This is a genomic window from Priestia sp. MDV22-iso46 (assembly GCF_058629175.1).
This window is the reverse complement of sequence record NZ_JBZVWT010000001.1, coordinates 1,994,940-2,016,459: the sequence shown is the minus strand read 5'-3', so window position 1 is coordinate 2,016,459 and position 21,520 is coordinate 1,994,940. Positions and strand designations below refer to the sequence as shown.

19 protein-coding genes are annotated in these 21,520 nt (G+C 38.4%); 16 read left to right on the top strand and 3 right to left on the bottom strand.

The window, feature by feature from the left end; genetic code table 11:
* Positions 1-590 precede the first annotated feature (590 nt).
* Together AC4NPH_RS10260 and AC4NPH_RS10255 are read left to right on the top strand one after the other, a co-directional pair.
* Positions 591-1,916 (top strand): NCS2 family permease, encoded by a 1,326-nt coding sequence (locus AC4NPH_RS10260; protein WP_013055656.1) that lies wholly within the window; start codon positions 591-593, stop codon positions 1,914-1,916.
* A gap of 149 nt (positions 1,917-2,065) precedes the next feature.
* The gene (locus AC4NPH_RS10255) at positions 2,066-3,097 is read left to right on the top strand and encodes a LacI family DNA-binding transcriptional regulator (RefSeq protein ID WP_029324892.1); all 1,032 of its coding nucleotides are present in this window, start codon (positions 2,066-2,068) and stop codon (positions 3,095-3,097) included.
* A 24-nt stretch (positions 3,098-3,121) separates the two neighbouring features.
* Here the strand turns inward: AC4NPH_RS10255 and AC4NPH_RS10250 are convergent, their stop codons facing one another.
* On the bottom strand, positions 3,122-3,679 hold the full coding sequence (locus tag AC4NPH_RS10250) for a shikimate kinase (RefSeq protein WP_013055659.1): 558 nt from the start codon (positions 3,677-3,679) through the stop codon (positions 3,122-3,124).
* A 546-nt stretch (positions 3,680-4,225) separates the two neighbouring features.
* Here AC4NPH_RS10250 and AC4NPH_RS10245 point away from each other — a divergent pair.
* The 3 genes from AC4NPH_RS10245 (at position 4,226) to aroD (ending at position 8,317) form a co-directional block, all read left to right on the top strand.
* Positions 4,226-5,656: an aldehyde dehydrogenase family protein gene (locus AC4NPH_RS10245; protein WP_029324893.1), complete on the top strand. Its 1,431-nt coding sequence runs from the start codon at positions 4,226-4,228 to the stop codon at positions 5,654-5,656.
* A 51-nt stretch (positions 5,657-5,707) separates the two neighbouring features.
* Positions 5,708-7,465, top strand: coding sequence for a thiamine pyrophosphate-binding protein (locus tag AC4NPH_RS10240; protein ID WP_013055661.1), 1,758 nt, complete (start codon positions 5,708-5,710; stop codon positions 7,463-7,465).
* A gap of 66 nt (positions 7,466-7,531) precedes the next feature.
* Positions 7,532-8,317, top strand: coding sequence for a type I 3-dehydroquinate dehydratase (gene aroD, locus AC4NPH_RS10235; protein ID WP_029324895.1), 786 nt, complete (start codon positions 7,532-7,534; stop codon positions 8,315-8,317).
* Between the two features lie 38 nt (positions 8,318-8,355).
* On the opposite strand, the gene AC4NPH_RS10230 is transcribed toward aroD, so the two are convergent.
* Positions 8,356-8,532, bottom strand: coding sequence for a YvzF family protein (locus AC4NPH_RS10230; RefSeq protein ID WP_013055663.1), 177 nt, complete (start codon positions 8,530-8,532; stop codon positions 8,356-8,358).
* A 199-nt stretch (positions 8,533-8,731) separates the two neighbouring features.
* Here AC4NPH_RS10230 and treP point away from each other — a divergent pair, with 199 nt between their 5' ends.
* The 7 genes from treP to AC4NPH_RS10195 all read left to right on the top strand — a co-directional run bounded on the left by treP (position 8,732) and on the right by AC4NPH_RS10195 (position 16,731).
* A complete protein-coding gene (gene treP / locus AC4NPH_RS10225) occupies positions 8,732-10,195 on the top strand; it encodes a PTS system trehalose-specific EIIBC component (RefSeq protein ID WP_491938713.1) in 1,464 nt (487 codons plus the stop codon).
* Between the two features lie 15 nt (positions 10,196-10,210).
* A complete protein-coding gene (gene treC / locus AC4NPH_RS10220) occupies positions 10,211-11,896 on the top strand; it encodes an alpha,alpha-phosphotrehalase (RefSeq protein WP_013055665.1) in 1,686 nt (561 codons plus the stop codon).
* 88 nt (positions 11,897-11,984) lie between these two features.
* Positions 11,985-12,701 carry a trehalose operon repressor gene (gene treR / locus AC4NPH_RS10215; protein ID WP_013055666.1) on the top strand — a complete coding sequence of 239 codons (717 nt, stop codon included), beginning with the start codon at positions 11,985-11,987 and terminating at the stop codon, positions 12,699-12,701.
* 355 nt (positions 12,702-13,056) lie between these two features.
* The gene (pxpB, locus tag AC4NPH_RS10210) at positions 13,057-13,779 is read left to right on the top strand and encodes a 5-oxoprolinase subunit PxpB (RefSeq protein ID WP_013055667.1); all 723 of its coding nucleotides are present in this window, start codon (positions 13,057-13,059) and stop codon (positions 13,777-13,779) included.
* Positions 13,769-14,767: a 5-oxoprolinase subunit C family protein gene (locus tag AC4NPH_RS10205; RefSeq protein WP_429582362.1), complete on the top strand. Its 999-nt coding sequence runs from the start codon at positions 13,769-13,771 to the stop codon at positions 14,765-14,767. The genes pxpB and AC4NPH_RS10205 overlap by 11 nt, the downstream gene beginning before the upstream one ends.
* Positions 14,768-14,778: 11 nt before the next feature.
* On the top strand, positions 14,779-15,534 hold the full coding sequence (locus AC4NPH_RS10200; protein WP_013055669.1) for a LamB/YcsF family protein: 756 nt from the start codon (positions 14,779-14,781) through the stop codon (positions 15,532-15,534).
* Positions 15,535-15,543: 9 nt separating this feature from the next.
* On the top strand, positions 15,544-16,731 hold the full coding sequence (locus AC4NPH_RS10195) for an NRAMP family divalent metal transporter (protein WP_013055670.1): 1,188 nt from the start codon (positions 15,544-15,546) through the stop codon (positions 16,729-16,731).
* A 43-nt stretch (positions 16,732-16,774) separates the two neighbouring features.
* On the opposite strand, the gene trhA is transcribed toward AC4NPH_RS10195, so the two are convergent.
* Positions 16,775-17,425, bottom strand: a complete 651-nt coding sequence (gene trhA / locus AC4NPH_RS10190; protein ID WP_013055671.1) for a PAQR family membrane homeostasis protein TrhA — start codon at positions 17,423-17,425, stop codon at positions 16,775-16,777.
* Positions 17,426-17,807: 382 nt separating this feature from the next.
* Between trhA and AC4NPH_RS10185 the strand changes: the two genes are divergently transcribed.
* From AC4NPH_RS10185 to AC4NPH_RS10170, 4 genes are all read left to right on the top strand, one after another.
* On the top strand, positions 17,808-18,446 hold the full coding sequence (locus tag AC4NPH_RS10185; RefSeq protein ID WP_016763237.1) for a DUF1643 domain-containing protein: 639 nt from the start codon (positions 17,808-17,810) through the stop codon (positions 18,444-18,446).
* 101 nt (positions 18,447-18,547) lie between these two features.
* A complete protein-coding gene (locus tag AC4NPH_RS10180; protein WP_013055675.1) occupies positions 18,548-18,967 on the top strand; it encodes a hypothetical protein in 420 nt (139 codons plus the stop codon).
* Between the two features lie 470 nt (positions 18,968-19,437).
* Positions 19,438-20,091, top strand: a complete 654-nt coding sequence (gene bluB, locus AC4NPH_RS10175) for a 5,6-dimethylbenzimidazole synthase (RefSeq protein WP_013055676.1) — start codon at positions 19,438-19,440, stop codon at positions 20,089-20,091.
* Between the two features lie 168 nt (positions 20,092-20,259).
* Positions 20,260-21,294 (top strand): AI-2E family transporter, encoded by a 1,035-nt coding sequence (locus AC4NPH_RS10170; RefSeq protein WP_013055677.1) that lies wholly within the window; start codon positions 20,260-20,262, stop codon positions 21,292-21,294.
* The last annotated feature ends 226 nt before the right edge of the window (positions 21,295-21,520 follow it).

Here is a 21,520-nt window from a genome sequence, read left to right as displayed (position 1 = left end):
ACAAAGAAGAGGCCGGGATAAAAGTATTTTAGTTGAAGTAAAACTCGAATTATTGATTAATAATTCGAGTTTTTTGTTGTCATGGTGAACGTGGGTTTAATCTGTTTAGTTGCTTCTAGCTGTTGATGGGAGACAAGGCGTAGAATCCTGCGGGAAAAGCGGAAGGGATGAGACTCCCGCAGGAGCGCAAGCAACGAGAAGGCTCATCGGCCGCCCGCGGAAAGCGAAGCCTTGTACGGAAATCAACAGCGGTGTCACAAGCAGTCCAGATCATTTATCCAATTTGATCGTCTTTAGATGGGATTGATTTAGTTATGTCTCAATCTCTTTTTTTGTATAAATGATTAAAAAGAGCACTCTTGCCACAGACTAAAGGGATAGAAGAAATAAATTTTCAAAATTCCAAACTAACGGAAGATAAAAATTTTTATAATGATAGCGTTTTCTACCTTTGCATATCTACAAATTAAGACTATAATAGGACAAAAGATTTTACTTTGTAACGTAAAATCCTCCTAAATCGTGTCCTTTTTAGGACATTTGAATAGGTAGGGTTTTTTATTTTTTTTAGAAGTAGGGAGGCGCGCGTGTTGGAGCGTAACGGAATATTAGAGCGCTTGTTTAAACTATCAGAGCGCAACACAACACCAAAACAAGAAATACTAGCAGGACTTACAACTTTTATGACGGTCAGTTATATGGTAATCGTCAACCCCATTATCATGTCTGACGCGGGTATCCCCCGTGAAGCGGCTCTTGCAGCTACCATTTACGCCATTGTATTTAGTACGTTACTGATGGCCCTGTGGGCAAACTTCCCGATTGTAACCGGTCCAGGGATGGGTTTAAATGCGTTTTTTACGTATTCAGTAGTATTAGGACAAGGATTGTCATGGCAAACGGCACTTGGAGCAGTTTTTATATCCGGGGTCTTATTTTTTGTTTTAACGGTAACAGGAATACGTGGAAAGATTATTGATGCCATTCCGAACGTATTAAAGTCTTCAATAGCAGTTGGAATTGGTCTTTTTGTTGCGTTTATCGGTTTGAAAAACGCTGGATTAGTTGTGGCAAACGAGTCTACTTTTGTAGGGCTTGGAAATGTCATGGATAAAGGCCCCTTACTGGCTATTTTTGGGCTGATATTAGCAGCTGTGCTGATGGCTAAAAATGTAAAAGGCGCTCTCATTATAAGTATTTTTGCTACGACAATATTAGCGATGATTGTAGGAGTACAAGCAGTTCCTCATTCGGTGAAAGACGTCTTTTCAGCTACGCCGCCAAGCGTCGGAGAAACATTCTTTCAAATGGATTTAAAAGGTGCAGTTGCCTACGGTATTTTTTCAGTTGTATTTTCTTTCACCATCGTAGAATTATTTGATACGCTAGCGACATTGATTGGACTATCTAAAAAAGCAAACTTAGTAGATAAAAACGGTAAAATTCCAGGATTAAACCGTGCGCTTGCAGCGGATTCAATCGGTACAATGGCGAGTGCTATTTTTGGAAGCACAGCGTTAAATACGTATATTGAAAATGCAACAGGTATTGCAGAAGGAGGACGTACCGGCTTAAAGGCATTAACGGTTGCCATCTTATTTATATTTACCTTGTTTTTTGCACCGCTCATTCAATTTATCCCAAGCGTTGCTACTGCTCCAGCACTCATTATTATTGGTTCGCTTATGCTAAGTGACATTCGAAACGTTAACTTCGACGATTTTACTGAGGTTGTTCCCGCTTTCTTAACAATTGTCATGATGCCGTTAACCTACAGCATTGCAGAAGGGTTAGCATTCGGCTTCATTTCATACACAGCGATTAAACTGTTTACAGGACGCCATCGCGAAATTCATTGGATGATGTATGTAATCACCATTGCCTTTTTTATCAATTTTTATATGAGTTCCCATTAGGAATGAAAAAAGACGTAGCATTAAGCTACGTCTTTTTTTGTTACTGAGTCCTTGTCAGGGAACATCGTGAAAGAATGAAGCTTTTCTTTTATTTTAGATAATTGTAAAATAATTATAAAAGGTGCGTTATAAAGGGTTGGTGGAATAAATTGAAACAAAGTAAACGCAAACGTGTAACCTTACAACAAGTGGCAGAACACGCGGGAGTATCTCGAGCTACCGCTTCGCTTATTGTGCGAAATAGTCCAAGTGTTTCTGAAAAAACAAGGAAAAAAGTTCTAGCTTCGATGAAAGAGTTAGGATACGTATATGACCGAATTGCAGCAAATTTAAGATCTCAAACTTCATCAACAATCGGAGTTATTATTACGGATATATCTAATACGTTTTTTACAGAATTGTTAATTGGAGTACATGAGGAGCTCGAGAAAGACGGGTATACGGTATTTTTAGGTACGACGTTTGATTCGGATAATCGACAGGATCAGCTGCTTTCTACGATGCTAGAGCATCGGGTAGGAGGCATTATTTTATGTCCTGTTGCGGGTACATCGGAAGATACGATAAGAAAAATTCAGCATTTAGATGTTCCTTCAGTACTAGCAGTAAGGGAATTGCCTGAGGTGGAGTCAGATTATGTAGGGGTAGATTATAGCTTAGGCGTTCAAAAAGCGGTTCAACATCTACTTCAACAGGGACACAAAAGAATTGCATTTTTAGGAGGAACAACGGGTTCTACAACGTGGAAGGAACGAATGGAAGGTTACCGGTTGGCTCTGGAGAACGCAGGGATTTCTATTGATGAAGAGCTTGTTATTCCGAGCGGTCCGACAAGAAGCGGCGGTGTAGAAGCTGCTCATCAAGTATTGAACATTTCTGAACCTCCAACAGCAGTTTTTTGTTTTAGCGACTTAGTTGCATTTGGTGTTATGCAAGGTTTAAAAGAGAAAGGGATTGTTCCGGGAGAAGATATAGCGGTAGTGGGATTTGATAATGTCATGGAATCATCCGTATGTCACCCTACTCTAACAACCGTCTCTTCTTTTGCAAGACAAATAGGAAAAGATGCTGCACGGTGTCTTCATAACCAAATTGTTGATAAAAAAGAACATCATCATCGCATTATTTTAACGCCTCAGTTAGTTGTTCGAGAATCGTCATCAAAAAAAAGAAGCAGTTAATGAACTGCTTCTTTTCCTTGTGAATTATTTAGACGGTTCATAAATATCCCAAGCCATTTTCAGGGAATCAACAATATAATTTGCTACTTCTTCAATATCCAAATTGTCAGTTTCTACTTTGGAGTGGTGGTTGGAATAAATTGCTTGTCGCGTATAGAATAATTCTTCAATATCCTCTAGACTTCTTCCTTGTAAAACAGGGCGACTGTCAATAATAAGGCTGATGCGCTCTTTCCACGAATCCCATGAAAGGTCTAAAAAGAATACAATACAATTTGATAAGCATATTTTTTGAATTTCTTCTTGAAGAAATGCGCCTCCGCCAACGGATATAATTTTTAAACGCTGCTGAGATAACTGGCTAATTACTTCTTTTTCTTTATTTCGGAAAAACTCTTCACCAAACTCTTTAAAAATTTGTGATGTAGGCATTTGAAACATTTTTTCAATTTCTTGGTCTATATCGACAAAATCTCTGTATAATTTCTTAGCGACTAGTTCGCCGATTGTTGTTTTACCTACGCCCATAAAGCCAATAAATACAATGCTTTTTTCTCTAAGAGACATCTCGCTGTAAGTCATTTTTCAAAGCCTCTTTCTGTTTTTAACAATAAAAAACTTATTATTTTGTATTTTAGTTATTAGAATTATAATACAAATTTTACTGTTTGTAAAAACAGTGAAAGGTATATTATGTCCTAAGAAGCAAGTATCAGCTGACGTTTATAAAATTTTTGTTAGTCAACAGATGGTGATACGCTGTAACGAAAATAAATAAGTAATAGTTAAGCTCGATCACAATCATAAATCTTTGTCATATTGACAGTGCTGCTATCTTACATACTCCTACAGTGTATGTAAGAAAAAAAAGGAAGTGAATGTGAGACTACGTAAGCGAGTATAGGCAAACTGAACTCAGGATCAATGAATATTTTTAGAAAATTCTTTAATTTTCTATTGCTAGATTAAAATTTCTGTTGTAGGATTATGATAACGTTTACAAAACGAGTTGTTACTTTAAATCAATAGGATTTATAGAAAACTGCATTAAATTTTAGATCGATCTAAATATAAAAATAGATCGATCTAAAAATAGCAGTCAGTCAATTGTTAAAAGGAGAGATAACAATGAGCTTTAGACGAGCAAGGCCTTATGTAAATAAAGAATGGCTTGAAGGTAATCGATCAGCAGTAAGTATTAAAAGTCCGTATTCGCAGGAAGTAATTGGTGAGCAAATTATAGCAACGCCAGAAGATGTTGAACGAGCGCTATCAGCCGCCTATGAAGCTAAAAAAACAATTGCGAGTCTGTCTTCTTATGAAAGGGCCAAAATTTTAAAAGAAGCAGCACGGCTTTTGGAAAAGCAAAAAGAAAAGTTTGCTTCTCTCATCTCAAATGAGTTAGGAAAACCGTTGAAGAATACGTTGGATGAAGTATCTCGATCTGTAGAAACATTAGAACAATCTGCGGAAGAAGCAAAAAGGCTTATCGGTGAAACGATACCAGGAGATGCTTCCGAACGAGGGGGAAAAGCGATAGCTTCGACATTCCGTGTGCCTGTCGGGGTTGTTGCTGCTATTACTCCTTTTAATGCACCTTTGAATTTAGTATGCCACAAAATTGGACCAGCTTTTGCTGCTGGCAACAGTGTTATTTTAAAACCGGCTCCGCAAACAACCTTAGTTGCTTCAGAATTTATAGCTCTATTATTAGAAGCTGGAATGCCTGAATGCGCTATTAATATGGTTTTAGGGGGAGTAGAAACAGGACAGCAAATCGTAAAAGATGACCGTGTAAATATAATTTCTTTTACCGGTGGAACAGTGGCAAGCAGAAATATATGTGAACTGGCTGGAATGAAAAAAGTGCTTCTAGAATTAGGAGGAAATGCTTCAACAATTGTTCATGAAGATGCCGACATTAAGAAAGCTGCTGAAATGTGCGGGAGAACAGGGTTTAGCAACTCCGGTCAAAGCTGTATTTCAGTTCAGCGTATTTATGTACATGACTCAGTTGTTTCTGAATTTACAGAGCTTCTGAAGAATGAGGTAACGTCTTTAAAAGTTGGTGATCCTCTGCTGCCGCAGACGGATGTTGGATGTTTAGTAGATGAAAAAGCAGCAAACCGAGTTTTGGCTTGGATTGAAGAAGCAGTCGCTCTAGGTGCAGAGCTGATATGCGGCGGCAAAAAGACAGGGGCTTCTATAGAACCTACTGTTCTATTAAATCCTCCTAAACAAAGCAAAGTAGTGTGTCAAGAAGTGTTTGGGCCTGTGGTAAGCATTATTCCTTATCAAGATATTGAAGAGGCTATTCGGGAAACAAATGATTCATCATTCGGTTTGCAAGCAGGGCTGTTTACAAATCAAATGGATTTAGCTTACCGTGTTGCTGAATCTTTAGAAGTAGGAGGAGTTGTGATTAATGGGACCTCTAATTTTCGACTCGACCATTGGCCGTACGGCGGGATAAAAGACAGCGGCGTTGGTAGAGAAGGACCTCGATTTGCGATTGAAGATATGACAGAAACAAAAATGATTGTCCTGCAGCTATCGTAGCTGAGTTTATTACCTGAAAAAATATATAGTGAATTTAAAGGAGGATATACAATGGAAAAATTAATATCACATCAATTAGTAAATTATCTTGAGGAACGAGGCATCGAGCATATTTTTGGTTTGTGTGGTCATACAAACATAGCGGTACTAACAGCCTTAGAAGAAAGCAAAATTAAATTTATCAACGTTCGACACGAACAAATTGCAGCGCATGCAGCTGATGGCTATGCACGTGTGACGAAAAAAGCAGCAGTAGTATTAAGTCACTTAGGTCCTGGCTTAACAAATGCTGCTACAGGTGTAGCCAATGCAGCGTTAGATTCAATTCCAATGGTTGTCATCGCTGGTGATGTTCCTACTCATTATTATGGAAAGCATCCGCATCAAGAGGTAAATTTACATGCTGATGCTTCGCAATATGAAATTTATCGTCCATTCGTTAAGCGTGCATGGAGAGTTGACCGTCCAGATTTATTTCCAGAAATATTAGAGAAAGCATTTCTACTAGCGGAAAGTGGAAATCCTGGCCCCGTATTAGTATCTGTACCTATGGATATCTTTTCAAAAAAGATCGATGTTTCTTTATTTGACCGATTGCATCGCCAAACGAAATCTTTGCAAAAACCTTCTATCGATGATGAAACGGCAAAGAGTATTGTACAAAAATTAATTAATGCTAAAAATCCAGTGTTATATGTAGGCGGAGGCATCCTATTAGCAGATGCAGCAAATGAATTAAAAGAGCTTGTGGACCACTTGAACATTCCGGTAGCCCACTCCTTAATGGGCAAAGGAGCACTTCCAGATGATCATGACTTGACTCTAGGGATGACTGGTTTTTGGGGCACGAAGTTTATTAATGAAAAGTGTCGGACTGCTGATTATATTTTAGCATTAGGAACACGATTTGCAGAAGCAGATTCTAGCTCCTGGGAGCCGGAATATACGTTTGATTTTTCACAAACAAAATTGCTTCATATTGATATTGATCCTAGCGAGATAGGGCGTAATTACCCTGCCGAAATCGGTGCAGTGGCTGATTTAAAACAAGCCCTTAAAGTCTTAAATCGCGTAGCTAAACAGCTTATTCCGGAAGGAGTAAAAAATGAAGCATTAATCAAAGAGATTGCTTCTTATCGTGAAGAGTTTAAAGCTAGCAATGAAGAATATATTCACGACAATTCATTCCCAATGCAGCCGCAGCGAATTTTAAATGAAGTTCGCGAAGTCCTGCCGAAAGATGCCTATATTACTACTGATGTAGGCTGGAATAAGAATGGGGTAGGACAGCAGTTTCCAATCTATGAAGCTGGAAGTATATTAACTCCAGGAGGCTTTGCCACAATGGGATTTGGAGCGCCGGCAGCTTTAGGAGCAAAGGTAGCTCAGCCTGATAAAGTAGTTGTTTCTCTAGTAGGAGACGGGGGATTCGGCCAAAATCCAGCTGTGCTTGCTACGGCAGCCGAAGAGAATATTCCTGTGGTTTGGATCATTATGAACAACTTTGCGTTTGGTACGATCGCGGGACTGCAAAAAGCACATTTTGGAACCACTCTAGGCACGATATTTGAAAAAGATGGAGAGGTATATTCTCCTGACTTTGCAAGTATCGCTAAAGCTTATGGAGTAGAAGGCATAAAAATTCAATCAGCCGAAGAGTTTAAACCGGCACTTCAAAGAGCTGTTGCTTCTAATAAACCAGTTGTAATTGATGTAGCGATGTTAAACAATCCTGTACCAACGTCAGGACATTGGAACATCATGGATATTTACTCACCGGATAAGAAAGTACACCATGTATCTGTTTAACAAGTATGGAACAAATGCTGAAATAAAAACGGAAACATTTAACTTTGATAAAAAGGAGCTGTTCCTATGTTAGGACGAGGAGAAGGAACTCATTCTCCATCTATTTGTACGCCTTTAGTGGGCAAAGATCGCAAAGAGCTTTTAACAGAACTAGCGGAAATTCTATTAAAAAAACCGGATATAATTGAATGGCGCTTAGATTTTTACGAAGAAATTCAAGATATAAACAGCGTCCTTTCTGCAGCTAAAGATATATATGAAAATGGCGAGCGCACGCCTATTTTGCTTACTGTACGTTCTCAAAAAGAAGGGGGGCAGCCTATTTCCTTATCAGAAAAGGAAGTAGTAGCGATACTTGCAGAGGTATGTAAGCATCCATATGTAGCAATTATTGATTTTGAAGTATCAAATCAGCCAGAGCATATCCGCTATTTACGTGAAGTTTCCAAGGAAAATAATAAGAAACTTGTGCTTTCTTATCATAATTTTTCTTTTACTCCTCCTAAAGCGGAAATTTTTAAAAGCTTATTTCTAGCTGAATTTTACGGAGCAGATGCAGCGAAAGCAGCTGTCATGCCTCAGAACAATCAAGATGTTTTAACTTTATTAGAAGCTACAAGAGAGGCTGAAAAAGAGCTCAGCATTCCTCTCATTACCATGTCGATGGGAGGGTTAGGAGCTATTACCCGAATCGTCGGGTGGATGTATGGCTCTTCTGTTACTTTCGCTGTAGGGAAAAGCAGCTCAGCTCCTGGGCAAGTTCCAATTGATGAATTACGAAAAATAATTCAGTTAACAAAAAAAGTTACGGATCCTGAGAACTATCATTCCCATCAAATTGTTTCAATGTAAAATAAAAAGCACAAGAGCATGCTATGCTCTTGTGCTTTTTATTTATCCTTTAAATGCATGGAAAGATACACCCGAGTATCTTTTTTGCGCTCGTACTTTGGATTAGCGCTTCGCGTATATTCTTTTGACTGATGTTCTATATGGTAGTTCTGTGCAAACTGTTTGATCGCTTCATTAATTTCTTCTTGTTTTCCCATTAATCTTACTTGCAGCATTGTAACGTCTCCTTCCATATACTTTGCTTTTTGACTATATCATGAAATGAAAAAGAAGTAATTTTATTTTTGTTGACGATCTTGTATATACAGGTTAGAATAAAAACATAAAACTTGTATATACAGGTTTGCGGTGAGATTTATATGGGGGATAGGAAATACAGGAGTAAAATGAAAACGGAAACAAGGGGGAAAAGACATGAATCGAGAATCTGTTGAACGCATTGTAGAAGCCGTTGGCGGAAAAGAAAATATCTCTGCTGCAACGCATTGTGTAACGCGTCTTCGACTTGTTTTAAAAGATGAAGGTAAAGTCAATCAACGTATGCTAGATGAGCACGAATTAGTAAAAGGATCTTTTTCTACAAACGGCCAGTTTCAAGTTGTTATTGGTCAAGGCACGGTTGATAAAGTATATAAAGAAATGGTGGCGCTTACAGGAATAGGTGAACTGTCAAAAGAGGAAGTGAAAAACGAAGCGGCTAAAAACTTAAATCCTCTGCAGCGCGCAATAAAAACATTAGCTGACATTTTTATTCCCATTTTACCGGCTATCGTAACCGCGGGTTTATTAATGGGAATCAATAATGTATTAACAGGCGCCGGAATTTTTTACGATGATAAATCTATCGTAGATGTTCATACACAGTGGAAAGACTTCGCGAGCATGATTAATTTAATTGCTAATACGGCTTTTGCCTTTTTGCCGGCTCTTATAGGATGGTCAGCTGTTACGCGTTTTGGAGGAAGTCCTTTATTTGGAATTGTCCTTGGGCTCATGCTGGTCCATCCTGATTTGCTAAATGCCTGGTCTTATGGAGAAGCATTAAAAAAAGGAAGCATCGATACGTGGAATTTATTCGGTCTGCACGTTGAGAAAGTTGGCTATCAGGGGCAGGTTTTACCTGTGCTAGCTGCTTCGTTTGTGTTAGCTAAAATCGAATTGTTTTTACGAAAACGAATACCGGATGGTTTTCAGCTTTTAATTGTAGCGCCTGTAGCTCTTTTAGTAACAGGGTTTCTCGCTTTTATTGTGATTGGTCCGATTACATTTGCAATAGGAAATGTGATTACAGGTGCAGTTGTATGGCTGTTTAAAACGGCTCCATTTATTGGAGGGCTTGTATACGGAGGCTTATATGCTCCCCTTGTTATTACAGGCATGCATCATACATTTTTGGCCGTAGATTTACAGCTGATTGGAAGCGTAGGAAGTACGTTCTTATGGCCGATGGTAGCATTATCTAATATTGCACAAGGCTCTGCGGCTTTCGCGATAATGGTTCTTTCAAAAGACGATGAGAAATTAAAAGGACTGTCTTTAACGTCAGGGATTTCAGCGTGGCTTGGCATTACGGAGCCTGCAATGTTTGGCGTGAATTTACGCTTTAGATTTGCTTTTATTTCTGCAGTGATTGGTTCAGCTATTGCAGGTGTCGTCATATCCGTAGCGGGAGTGAAAGCAGCATCGGTGGGAATTGGTGGTATCCCAGCTCCGTTATCGATTGTTCCACAGAGCTGGTCAGCTTTCATTATTGGAATGGTAATCGTAATTGTGGTGCCGTTTCTTTTAACGTTAACACTTGGAAAGCTTCAGAAAAAATCAACCGTTACATCAACTGTCGCGGCTACAGAATCGTTTCAACATAATCCAAAGAATTAAATGGTGGTGTTAAAAATGCAAGAACCTTGGTGGAAAAAATCGGTTGTCTATCAAATTTATCCTAAAAGCTTTTACGATACGACTGGCAACGGCGTGGGTGATATAGCTGGTATTATTGAAAAGCTAGATTATTTGAAAAAGCTTGGTGTAGACGTTGTGTGGCTAACGCCAATTTATAAATCGCCGCAGCGGGATAATGGATATGATATAAGTGATTATTTTGTTATTCAAGAAGAATACGGAACAATGGAGGACTTCGATCGTTTAATAACAGAAGCGCATAAGCGGGATCTTAAAATCATCATGGATATTGTCGTTAATCATACGTCAACTGAACATGAATGGTTTCAAGAAGCTAAAAAATCGAAAGATAACCCGTACAGAGATTTTTATATTTGGAAAGATCAAAAAGAAGATGGAAGTGCTCCGACGAATTGGGTTTCAAAATTTGGAGGTTCGGCGTGGGAGCATGATAAGTTGACAGAACAATCTTATCTGCATTTGTTTGATGTCACGCAAGCGGATTTGAACTGGGAAAATGAGCGTGTGCGCCGCAGCGTGTACGATATGATGACGTTTTGGTTTGAAAAAGGAGTAGATGGATTTCGTCTGGACGTTATTAACTTAATTTCAAAAGATCAGCGCTTTTTAGATGATGATGGTTCTATCGCGCCAGGAGATGGACGGAAATTTTATACCGACGGTCCTCGCGTTCACGAATATATGCGAGAAATGAATCAAGAAGTTTTTTCAAAATACGATAGCATGACCGTTGGGGAAATGTCGTCGACAACTGTTGACCACTGTATTCAATATTCTCATCCGGACCGGGGCGAGCTTAGCATGACGTTTAATTTTCATCATTTGAAAGTCGATTACCCAAACGGAGAAAAGTGGGCGCTAGCAGATTTTGATTTCATTAAATTAAAAGAGATTTTATCAACTTGGCAAACGGAGATGAATAAAGGAGGGGGATGGAATGCACTATTTTGGTGCAACCATGATCAGCCTCGCGTTGTTTCCCGCTATGGAAACGATGAACTCTATCATAATAAATCTGCCAAAATGCTCGCTGCAACGATTCATCTGATGCAGGGAACACCTTATATTTATCAAGGGGAAGAAATAGGTATGACAAACCCGAAGTTTTCCTCTATTGATGAATATAGAGATGTGGAGTCATTAAATGTGTATGAGATAAAACGTGCACAAGGAATGAACGAAAATGAAATTTTGGAGATTTTAAAACATAAATCAAGAGATAATTCCCGTACACCGGTGCAATGGAGCGATGAGCCAAATGCAGGTTTTACAAAAGGAACTCCATGGATCAATCCGGCCGATAACTACCGTGAAATTAATGTAGAAAAAGCGTTAGATGATGAAGATTCAATTTTTTATTTTTATCAAAAACTTATTGCATTACGCAAGCAGTACGACATTATCACCTATGGAAACTATGAATTGATTCTTGGAGAAGACGAGCAGATTTTCGCTTATATCCGAAATGGAGCAGATGAAAAGCTGTTGGTGATAAATAATTTCTACGGCAGCGAAACAGCCTTTGAACTGCCAGAAGATATAACTTTTGAAGGATATCATAGTGAAATATTGCTGTCTAACTACAAAGATTCATCAAAGGAATTCAAGCAAGTCTTACTTCGGCCGTATGAATCAATCGTGTATCATTTAAAAAAATAGAGAAAAAAGTAAAAAGAACGATGGGTGACAATCTATCGTTCTTTTTATACAATTGGGTATATATAGAAAGTAAAATAGGTGATGGCAATTGAAAGAAAATAAATTTATCAGTATTTACGAACAGTTAGTCGATAAAATTAAACGTGGTGACTGGCGTCCTAATACAAAACTTCCTTCTGAAAATGAGCTTGTTGAACAGTATCAAACGTCTCGTGAAACGATACGGAAAGCGTTAAATTTACTTTCACAAAATGGGTACATTCAAAAAATGAAAGGAAAAGGCTCATTTGTATTGGACGTATCACGCTTTGATTTTCCAGTATCAGGACTTGTTAGCTTCAAAGAAGTGGCGGAAAAGCTAGGGCATACATCGACTACTATTGTAAAAGAATTTGAATTAGTTAAGGCCGATCAAGATCTGTGCACACAGCTTGGGGCGACGAAAAAAGATCTTATATGGAAAGTGGTTCGAGCGCGGGAAATCGATGGAGAGAAAATTATTTTAGATAAAGATTTTTTTCATAAAAAGTATGTTCCTCACCTCACAAAAGACATATGCAAAGGCTCTATTTATGAATACTTAGAAAAAGATCTTGGGCTGAAAATAAGCTTTGCCAAAAAAGAAATTTCCGTTGACGAGCTGACGGACGAAGATAAGTGTTACTTAGATTTAAAAGACTATGAACATATTGTGGTAGTAAGAAACTATGTGTATTTAGAAGATGCAAGCCTTTTTCAATATACGGAATCACGTCATCGTCTTGATAAGTTTCGTTTTGTAGATTTTGCTCGAAGAGGTATATAATGTTTTACTGCCCATGAGTTTTTCCTTTTTGTACATGTTTACAAAAAACTGCTTTAGTATAAAAAACAAAGCAGTTTTTTTATGGGGGAAATTGAAAAAACGTGATCCTTTTGACGATAAAACTTTAAAAAGGTTGAATTTTTCTTTGGAGTTTGTTTTAGTAGAACATAAGATTATTTTATATTTGTATAATGTTATCCATACAGGATAGGGATTTATTGTTCTTTTTTTTATTAGATATATAAGAAAATGTTATTTAAAAACAACAATTCCATTAGTAATTCTAATGAATGTATCTAACTACAGCATTAAAGGGAGCTGCTCAAACAATACTAAGTAAAAAGGAGGAGACGGAATGAGTCACGATTATCGACTTTATCCTCTTGGTGACAGCGGCATTGTCGTTTCATTTGGAGACGAAATTAATTTCGGCATACACAAACGTATTCAGCAATTTACTGAGGTGCTAGAGCAATCATTATGTAAGGGAATGATTGAATATGTGCCGGCTTTTGCAACAGTTACAATATATTATGATCCTTGGATAATGAGTGAAAAAGGAAGAAGAAATCCTTACACAGCAATATCTACATATATTGAAGAACTGCTTTTCCGCCAGGAAGAAAAATCTGAAGCGGTCGCTAGACAAATTGAAATTCCGGTGTGTTACGGAGGAAAGTACGGCCCGGACTTAGAGAGAGTAGCCGCTTTTCATTCATTAACGCCTGATGAAGTTATCTCCATTCATACAAATGGAGAATATTTGGTGTATATGATAGGCTTTGCTCCTGGTTTTCCTTACTTGGGAGGGATGAGCGAAGAAATTGCGACTCCAAGAAAAGAATCACCGAGAAACAGCATCCCAAAAGGGTCAGTTGGCATCGCAGGAATGCAAACCGGCGTGTACCCAATTGAGACACCTGGAGGATGGCAGTTAATCGGGCGTACTCCTCTTACACTATTTAACCCAGAAAAAGATTCGCCAAGCTTGCTTCAAGCAGGTGATCGTATCCGATTTGTTTCCATTTCTGAAACGGAATATGAAGCCCAAAAGGAGGTGGATGAAGATGAGTATTAAAGTGATACGTCCCGGTTTATTAACAACGATTCAAGATATCGGCAGACATGGATATCAAAAGGACGGCATGATTGTCAGCGGGGCAATGGACAAAGTTGCTTTAAGGATTGCCAACTTATTAGTAGGAAATCAAGAAAACCAGCCGGTTATTGAAATTACGTTAATGGGACCAAAAATTGAATTTCAGCAAGATGCTTTGATTGCCCTGACAGGAGGGGATTTATCGCCAACTGTTAATGATGAAGCCGTAAAGATGTGGCGGCCTTTATATGTGAAAAAAGGGAGCGTGCTACAGTTTGGTGTTCCGACTTTAGGGTGCCGTTCTTATTTATCGGTTTCCGGTGCTTTTAATGTTCCTGCAGTTATGGGAAGTACATCTACTTCACTTCGCGCTCGGATAGGCGGGCTGCACGGTAAAGCATTACAGTCAGGTGACGAAGTATTAAGCCACCCTCCTACAGAAACAGGGGAAGCAATTATAAAGAAACTGGTGAAAAAGCAAACGGACCGCTCTTTTCAGCAGGCTTTTTGGACGATTCATCCTAAACTTCTTCCTTCATACGAGACGTCTATTATCCGCACGATGAAAGGTGCGGAATTTGATTGGTTTACAAAAGAAAGTCAACAACATTTCTTTAATCAAGAATTTGCCGTTACCCCTCAATCTGACCGCATGGGCTATAGGCTAAAAGGGAAGAAATTAGTCCTTGGTCAAGAAAAAGAGCTGCTCTCTAGCGCTGTGACGTTCGGTACGATTCAAGTACCAAAAGAAGGGCAGCCCATTGTTTTATTAGCAGATCATCAAACGACAGGAGGATATCCTAGAATCGGACAGGTAGCAACTGCAGATTTTTCAGCGCTGGCGCAAATTTCCCCAGGGAAAAAGGTTTCTTTTCAAGCAATTTCACTGGGTGAAGCGCAGCATTTATATATGGAGCAGGAAAAGAAAATAAATCATATTAAAAGAGCACTTCGAATGAAAATATAAGGGGGAAGAAGATGGCTACCGTTGATTTGAACTGTGACTTAGGAGAGAGCTTTGGGAACTATAGATTAGGAAATGATAAAGAAATTTTACGCTATGTAACGTCAGCAAACATTGCTTGTGGCTTTCATGCCGGAGATCCTTCGGTTATGAGAGAAACAGTAAAGCTGGCTTTGAGTGAAAATGTGGCGATTGGCGCGCACCCCGGATTGCAAGATTTAGCTGGATTTGGACGTAGATATATGAAAATTACGCCTCGAGAAGCTTATGATTTAATGGTGTATCAAATGGGGGCTCTTTCAGCTTTTATACGTGCAGAAGGAGGGACCCTTCATCATGTGAAACCTCATGGCGCTTTATATAATATGGCTGCAGGGGATCGAGACATAGCTAAAGCTATTGCTGAAGCCGTTTATAATGTTAGTGAGGAAGCTATTCTATATGGTTTGGCTGGAAGTGAATCGATTAAAGCCGGAAACGAAATAGGCTTGCGTACGTCTCAGGAAGTATTTGCAGATCGAACCTATCAACAGAACGGCATGCTGACGCCGAGAAACGTTGAAAACGCTGTGATTCAAGATGAAGAAGCGGCTATTTCTCAAGTAATTAAAATGGTCAAAGAAAAGAAAGTATTCACTGTGCAAAATGAAGAGATTCCCATTCAAGCAGATACCGTTTGTATTCATGGAGACGGTGCACATGCTGTTGAATTTGCCAAAGCTATTTGTGACAAGCTAAAAGAAGAACAAATCATTATTCAACCACAATGAGGTGACATCATGAAAAAAGAACGCAACTGGAGCGTGCTGCTTGGAGCAGCATTTTTAATGGCTACTTCAGCAGTGGGTCCAGGTTTTTTAACTCAAACAACGGTCTTTACACAAGCTCTCGCCGCAAGTTTTGGTTTTGTCATTTTACTGTCGATTTTATTAGACATTGGCGTTCAGCTAAACGTATGGCGTATTATTGCCGTTTCAGAAAAAAGAGCACAGGATATCGCTAACAGTGTTTTGCCAGGTCTCGGCTTATTTATTGCTATTTTAATTGTAATCGGAGGCTTAGCATTTAATATTGGAAACGTAGGAGGAGCGGGTCTTGGCTTCAATGCGCTATTTGGTATTTCTCCTAAAGCGGGTGCAGTCATTACAGCCATCATTTCTATCGCAATCTTTTTAGTCAAAGAAGCCGGAAAATTAATGGATCGTTTTGCTCAATTAATGGGCGGAATATTAATTGTTTTAATGGTTTATGTTGCAGTTTCTTCCGCTCCGCCATTAGGAGAAGCAGTCTCTAAAACATTTTGGCCGGATCACATTGACGTAATGGCGATTGTTACTCTTGTAGGAGGAACAGTAGGAGGATATATTACATTTGCAGGAGGTCACCGTTTATTAGATGCAGGAATTAAAGGAAAAGCCGCGATTCCTGAAGTAACAAGAGGAGCAGTATCAGGTATTACGATTGCTTCGATCATTCGAATTTTTCTATTTTTAGCGACATTAGGTGTGTTGAGTCAAGGGTTAAAACTGAATCCTGATAATCCACCTGCCTCTGTTTTTCAGTTAGCCGCAGGGGATATTGGCTATAAATTATTCGGTGTCGTCATGGCAGCGGCGGCTATCACTTCAGTTATTGGTTCGGCATATACATCGGTTTCCTTTATTAAATCCTTCAGCAAAAGGATTGAGAAATATGAAAACTGGATTATCATTGCATTTATTACGATTTCAACCCTGGTTTTCTTAACGATTGGTCAGCCGGTCACTCTGCTTATTTTAGCTGGAGCATTAAATGGGTTAATCTTACCTATTACACTCGGAACAATGCTTATAGCGGCGTATAAAAAGAAGATAGTAGGCGATTACAAGCATCCGACTTGGCTTACCGTTTTTGGCGGTTTTGTGGTCGTTATTATGGCTGTGCTAGGAGTCTATACGCTTGTGACTCAAATGGCAAAACTGTGGTAAGGAATTCTATAACCAATTAAAAAAGGGGCCTTCGGGCCCTTTTTTAATTGGTTATAGGCAATACATATAAAATGATTGCTAAAAAGTGGAGTACGGTTCCGCCAAGAACAAACATATGCCAAATCATATGATGAAAACGAAATCCTCGCCATACGTAAAAAACGGCCCCGATTGTATACAACACGCCTCCAACTACGAGAAGGACAATTCCTTGATGGGCAATGTTTTGAGTTAACGAATCCCAAGCAAACACAATCATCCATCCCATAAATACGTAAAGAATGGTGGAAATAAAAAGGAATTTCTTTACAAAAAAAGCTTTGAATACAATTCCTGCAAGAGCGATGCCCCATACAATTCCAAACAGTGTCCAGCCGGTGGTTCCTTTTACTGCGATAAATAAAAATGGAGTGTACGTACCGGCAATAAACAAATAAATAGAAGAGTGGTCAAATATCTCAAAAAGATCTTTTACCTTACCTTCCGGAAAGCTATGGACAAGCGTAGAGGAGACATAGAGAAGCAGCATAGTTACTCCGTAAATAGTAAAACTGATAACATGCCAAGGCGTTCCTTCTAACGAAGAAAGTACGATTAAAAGCGTTAATCCAACAATGCTGAGTACGGCTCCAACGCCGTGTGTAATTGCATTTGCAATTTCTTCTCCTCTTGTAAATGTGTGTGTAGTAGCCATTTACAAAATCCTTTCTTTACACAAATTTATCTTCTATGTTCTCAGAGGATCAGTTTTGAACATACCTGCTGAGAAAAAATCCGTAACTGTCAAAAACATGAGTGAAAAGGTCATTGGTTATTTCTTTATTATAGACCATTCTTTTGATTTTATCTATTTTGACTGGAGGTCCGAAAAGAGGAAAGATGTATATGTGAATGTTCAATAGCTGTAAAAAGCATGTATAGAAGAAAAAATTGCTTTTTGAAAAAATAGAAGAAAAGTTGTCATGAAGGCATGATTTTGAAATACATATAAAATAAAACTTTTAACAGTCAAGGTTACGATTACTGCTTAGCTCATTTGCAATAGATAAGTAACAAGATTGTAAGAAGGCAGGGGGATGGAAGCAGTGAAAAAAGAAGTTATTTTTGATGAAACAGGCACATACAAATACTCTCTATTATGCAAATGGAGTGAAGTAAACGAACGTAAACTTACGTTTATCTTGTCATTTCCAGAAAATACGTATGAATACAGCGATGATACAGCTGTATCCAAATGCATAGAACTGGCGCAAAAGTGGGGATTTGGAGTCTTAGAAATCGTTTATTTATTCAGCTATCAAACCGACCATGTTTCGTTTTTACGCATGCTTTCAAAAGAAGAAGCTGTTGGAACAAGAACAGGTGAATATATTCAAAAAGCAGTGGAAGATGCTGAACTGGTTGTGGTAGCTTGGGGTGATCATGGAAGCATTTATAACCGGCAAGAGGAAGTAGAACGCTTTTTGAAACACAAGCCGGTATACTGTTTTGGAAAAACAAAGCAGCAATTTCCTCGCCATATTTTATCCGTCGTGCACCGTACAGAATTACAAAAATACGAAATGCCAGCTAATCGTGAAGAGTCAGAAGAAGTTTCTTCATTTATTGAAGACATAGATCAAAGTTTTGGTGGAGAGGATTATTCTCCAATTAAACAACTAACAGAAGAAGAACCGCTTATGTTTATTGAAGATATTGCCAGTATGTATCGGTGAAAAGAAGAAGCGAGGTTTATATTCCTCGCTTTTTCGTTAGTATAAAACATCAAGTTTTGTCATATGGTTGTATCAAGAAGCGTGTGTGAAGGGGGAACTTTATGAAGTTGAATGAAGTGTTGCACCGCATCACAACTATTTATAATGAGTTAGAAGAAGAGTGCTTTCAATATATAGGGGCTGTGATCAACGAAAATGCAGAGCTGGATATTTCTCGTCTAGAAGAATTAAGTACGCTGTTAAACTTCGTATATGAATGCTCGCAGGATGTATTAGTAAGTTCTATTTTAACAAAATTGGATTATGGACAACCCATTTATCAATTTGCTATGTTAAAGCCTATTTCCCTTGAAGGAAATGAAGATAAGTTAGATATTTTATATGAAGAAAAGGTAAAAGTAGAAAGAGCTATTCTAGATGTGTATACAGCTCAGCGAAAGAAGTTATTGACTCAAGCAGCTGAAGACTTAAAAGAACTGCACTACGAGCTACAGACCTATGTGTATGCTTGCAACATATAAGTGAATCTGTTGAACTGGCAAGGCATATATACAAATAAAAGGGAACATGTTAGGATAAGTAAAAAGAACTCCTAATCAAAGAGTTCTTTTTATTGTAAAATATATGATTTTGAACTAGTAAAGCAAAGCATAAAGACGGTGGTAATGGCAGTTACCCTTTTCTTTGTGCTTTTTTTATCCGATTGTGTTGATGATACTGCTTACTGCGTTAAAAAAGTTCATAAGTACCTCGTTTAGCAATGTAATATGCCTCCTCTCTTACTAAATATGTACAATCAAATTATCCAATAGTGTTAATGATGCTGCTTACCGCGTTAAATAAGTTCATTAAAACGTCGTTGAACATGTTTGCAACCTCCTTTATGATAGATTTATATAGTAATACGAGAAAACATAAAGTTTGGATCACATTTTTTTAATGTTTTTTTAGAAAAATAGTTAAAAAGAGAGTTTAATGGAGGTTGAAGAAGATGAACTCGTTTACAAACGACGAAAAGCAAGCGGTATACAAAGCGATTTACGGAAGAAGAGATGTACGAACATTTTTGTCTGATGAGATTCCGAATGAAACGGTTTATAACATTCTACAGGCTGCTCACAGCGGACCTTCCGTCGGGTTTATGCAGCCTTGGAATTTTATATTAGTATCTGATACAGAAGTGAAAAATAAACTTGCCTGGGCAGCAGATAAAGAGAGAAGAGCACTGGCTATTCATTATGAAGGTGAAAAGAAAGAAGATTTTTTAGAGCTAAAGATTCAAGGATTAAAAGAAGCGCCGTTAACTATTTGCGTAACGTGTGATCCAACAAGAGGGGGCTCTCATGTTCTCGGAAGAAACTCAATTCCAGAAACCGATATGATGTCAACTGCGTGTGCGATTCAAAATATGTGGCTTGCTTCATATGCAGAAGGACTGGCAATGGGGTGGGTAAGTTTTTATAAGAAAAATGATGTACGTGACATTTTACATATTCCTCCTCATATTGATCCTGTAGCGCTCATGTCAATTGGCTATACAGATAAATATCCTGAGAAACCAATCTTAGAACAAGCAAACTGGGAAAAAAGAAGGGATTTAGACAAGCTAATTTATCATAATGTATGGGAAAATGAAAAAGAATAGCGGAGAGAAAATAAAGACATACTAAAAAGCGCCGAAATATAGTAAAATTTGAATATTAAATGATACACTATATATAGCGAAAGCGGATATGAGCGTCTAGCGTATCCGTTTTATTTATATGTATACAAATGACTTGGGAAAAAGAGAGATAGGAGAATTGAAGGTTTCATGAATATTGCAAGAAGTTGGCTTCACAACAAACTTACTGTTCGCATCATTACGCTTATTATCATTACAGTTTTACTTGTCAGCATTAGAAGTATGCTTCAGCTGCTGTTATTTACGTTTATTTTTACCTTTTTAATTGGTCGTCTTCAACAAACGTTAAGAAGAAAGCTTCCGCTTAATTCAACGCTTATACTCATCGTCATCTATATCGCACTGATTGGGGCCCTCGGTATTGTAGGGTATGTATATATCCCGGTTATTATGACGCAAGTTACCGAGCTTGTACAGAAGCTGATGTATTTTTACAAGCATCCCCCTGATAATACATTCGTCACCTATATTATCGATAATCTAAAGAGATTCAAATCACCAGAAAATATTCAGCAGAATATTGATTTAGTATACAGCTATTTATCTAATATTGGAAAAGTAAGTGCACAAGTTTTCTTAGCACTCCTGTTAAGCCTATTCTTTTTACTTGAAAAGTCGCGGATTCACCGATTATTTGTCCAACTGGAACAATCTAGGCTGGGCTGGTTTTTCAAAGAAGCTGGCTACTTGGGGAGAAAATTTGTTAATTCCTTCGGCAAGGTAATAGAAGTTCAGTTTATTATCGCTTTTGTGAACAGCATTTTATCCGTTATTGCGCTGTGGGTGTTAGGGTTTCCTAATTTGCTTGCACTTGGCGTTATGGTCTTTCTACTAGGGCTAGTGCCGGTTCTTGGGGTATTTGTTTCACTCATTCCACTTTGTACAATCGCTTACAGTTTAGGAGGCGGTGTAAAAGTACTATCTGTGTTAATTATGGTGGTAGTACTTCACGCACTTGAAAGCTATGTATTAAATCCAAAGCTCATGTCATCTAAAACAAACTTGCCAACGTTCATTACGTTTATCATTTTAGTGTTTGGTGAACACTTCTTGGGCGTATGGGGGCTAATTCTTGGCATTCCTATTTTTATTTTCTTTTTAGATTTAGTAGGAGTAGATTCAGCACAGCAACTGTCAAAAAAAGAAGAGGCTGGAACAAAATGATTTTAGACGAGGTGAAAAACGAACCATTAATCAAGATGTTTGATTAGTGGTTCGTTTTTTTTGTTATGGTGAACGTAGGTTTCATCTGTCTTCGTTCCTTCTAGCAGTTGACTGGAGGGCAAGGCGAAGACTCCTGCGGGAAAAGCGGAACAGATGAGACCCCGCAGGAGCATAAGCGACGAGGAGCTCAGCCCTCGCCCTCGGAAAGCGAATTCTTGCATGGAAA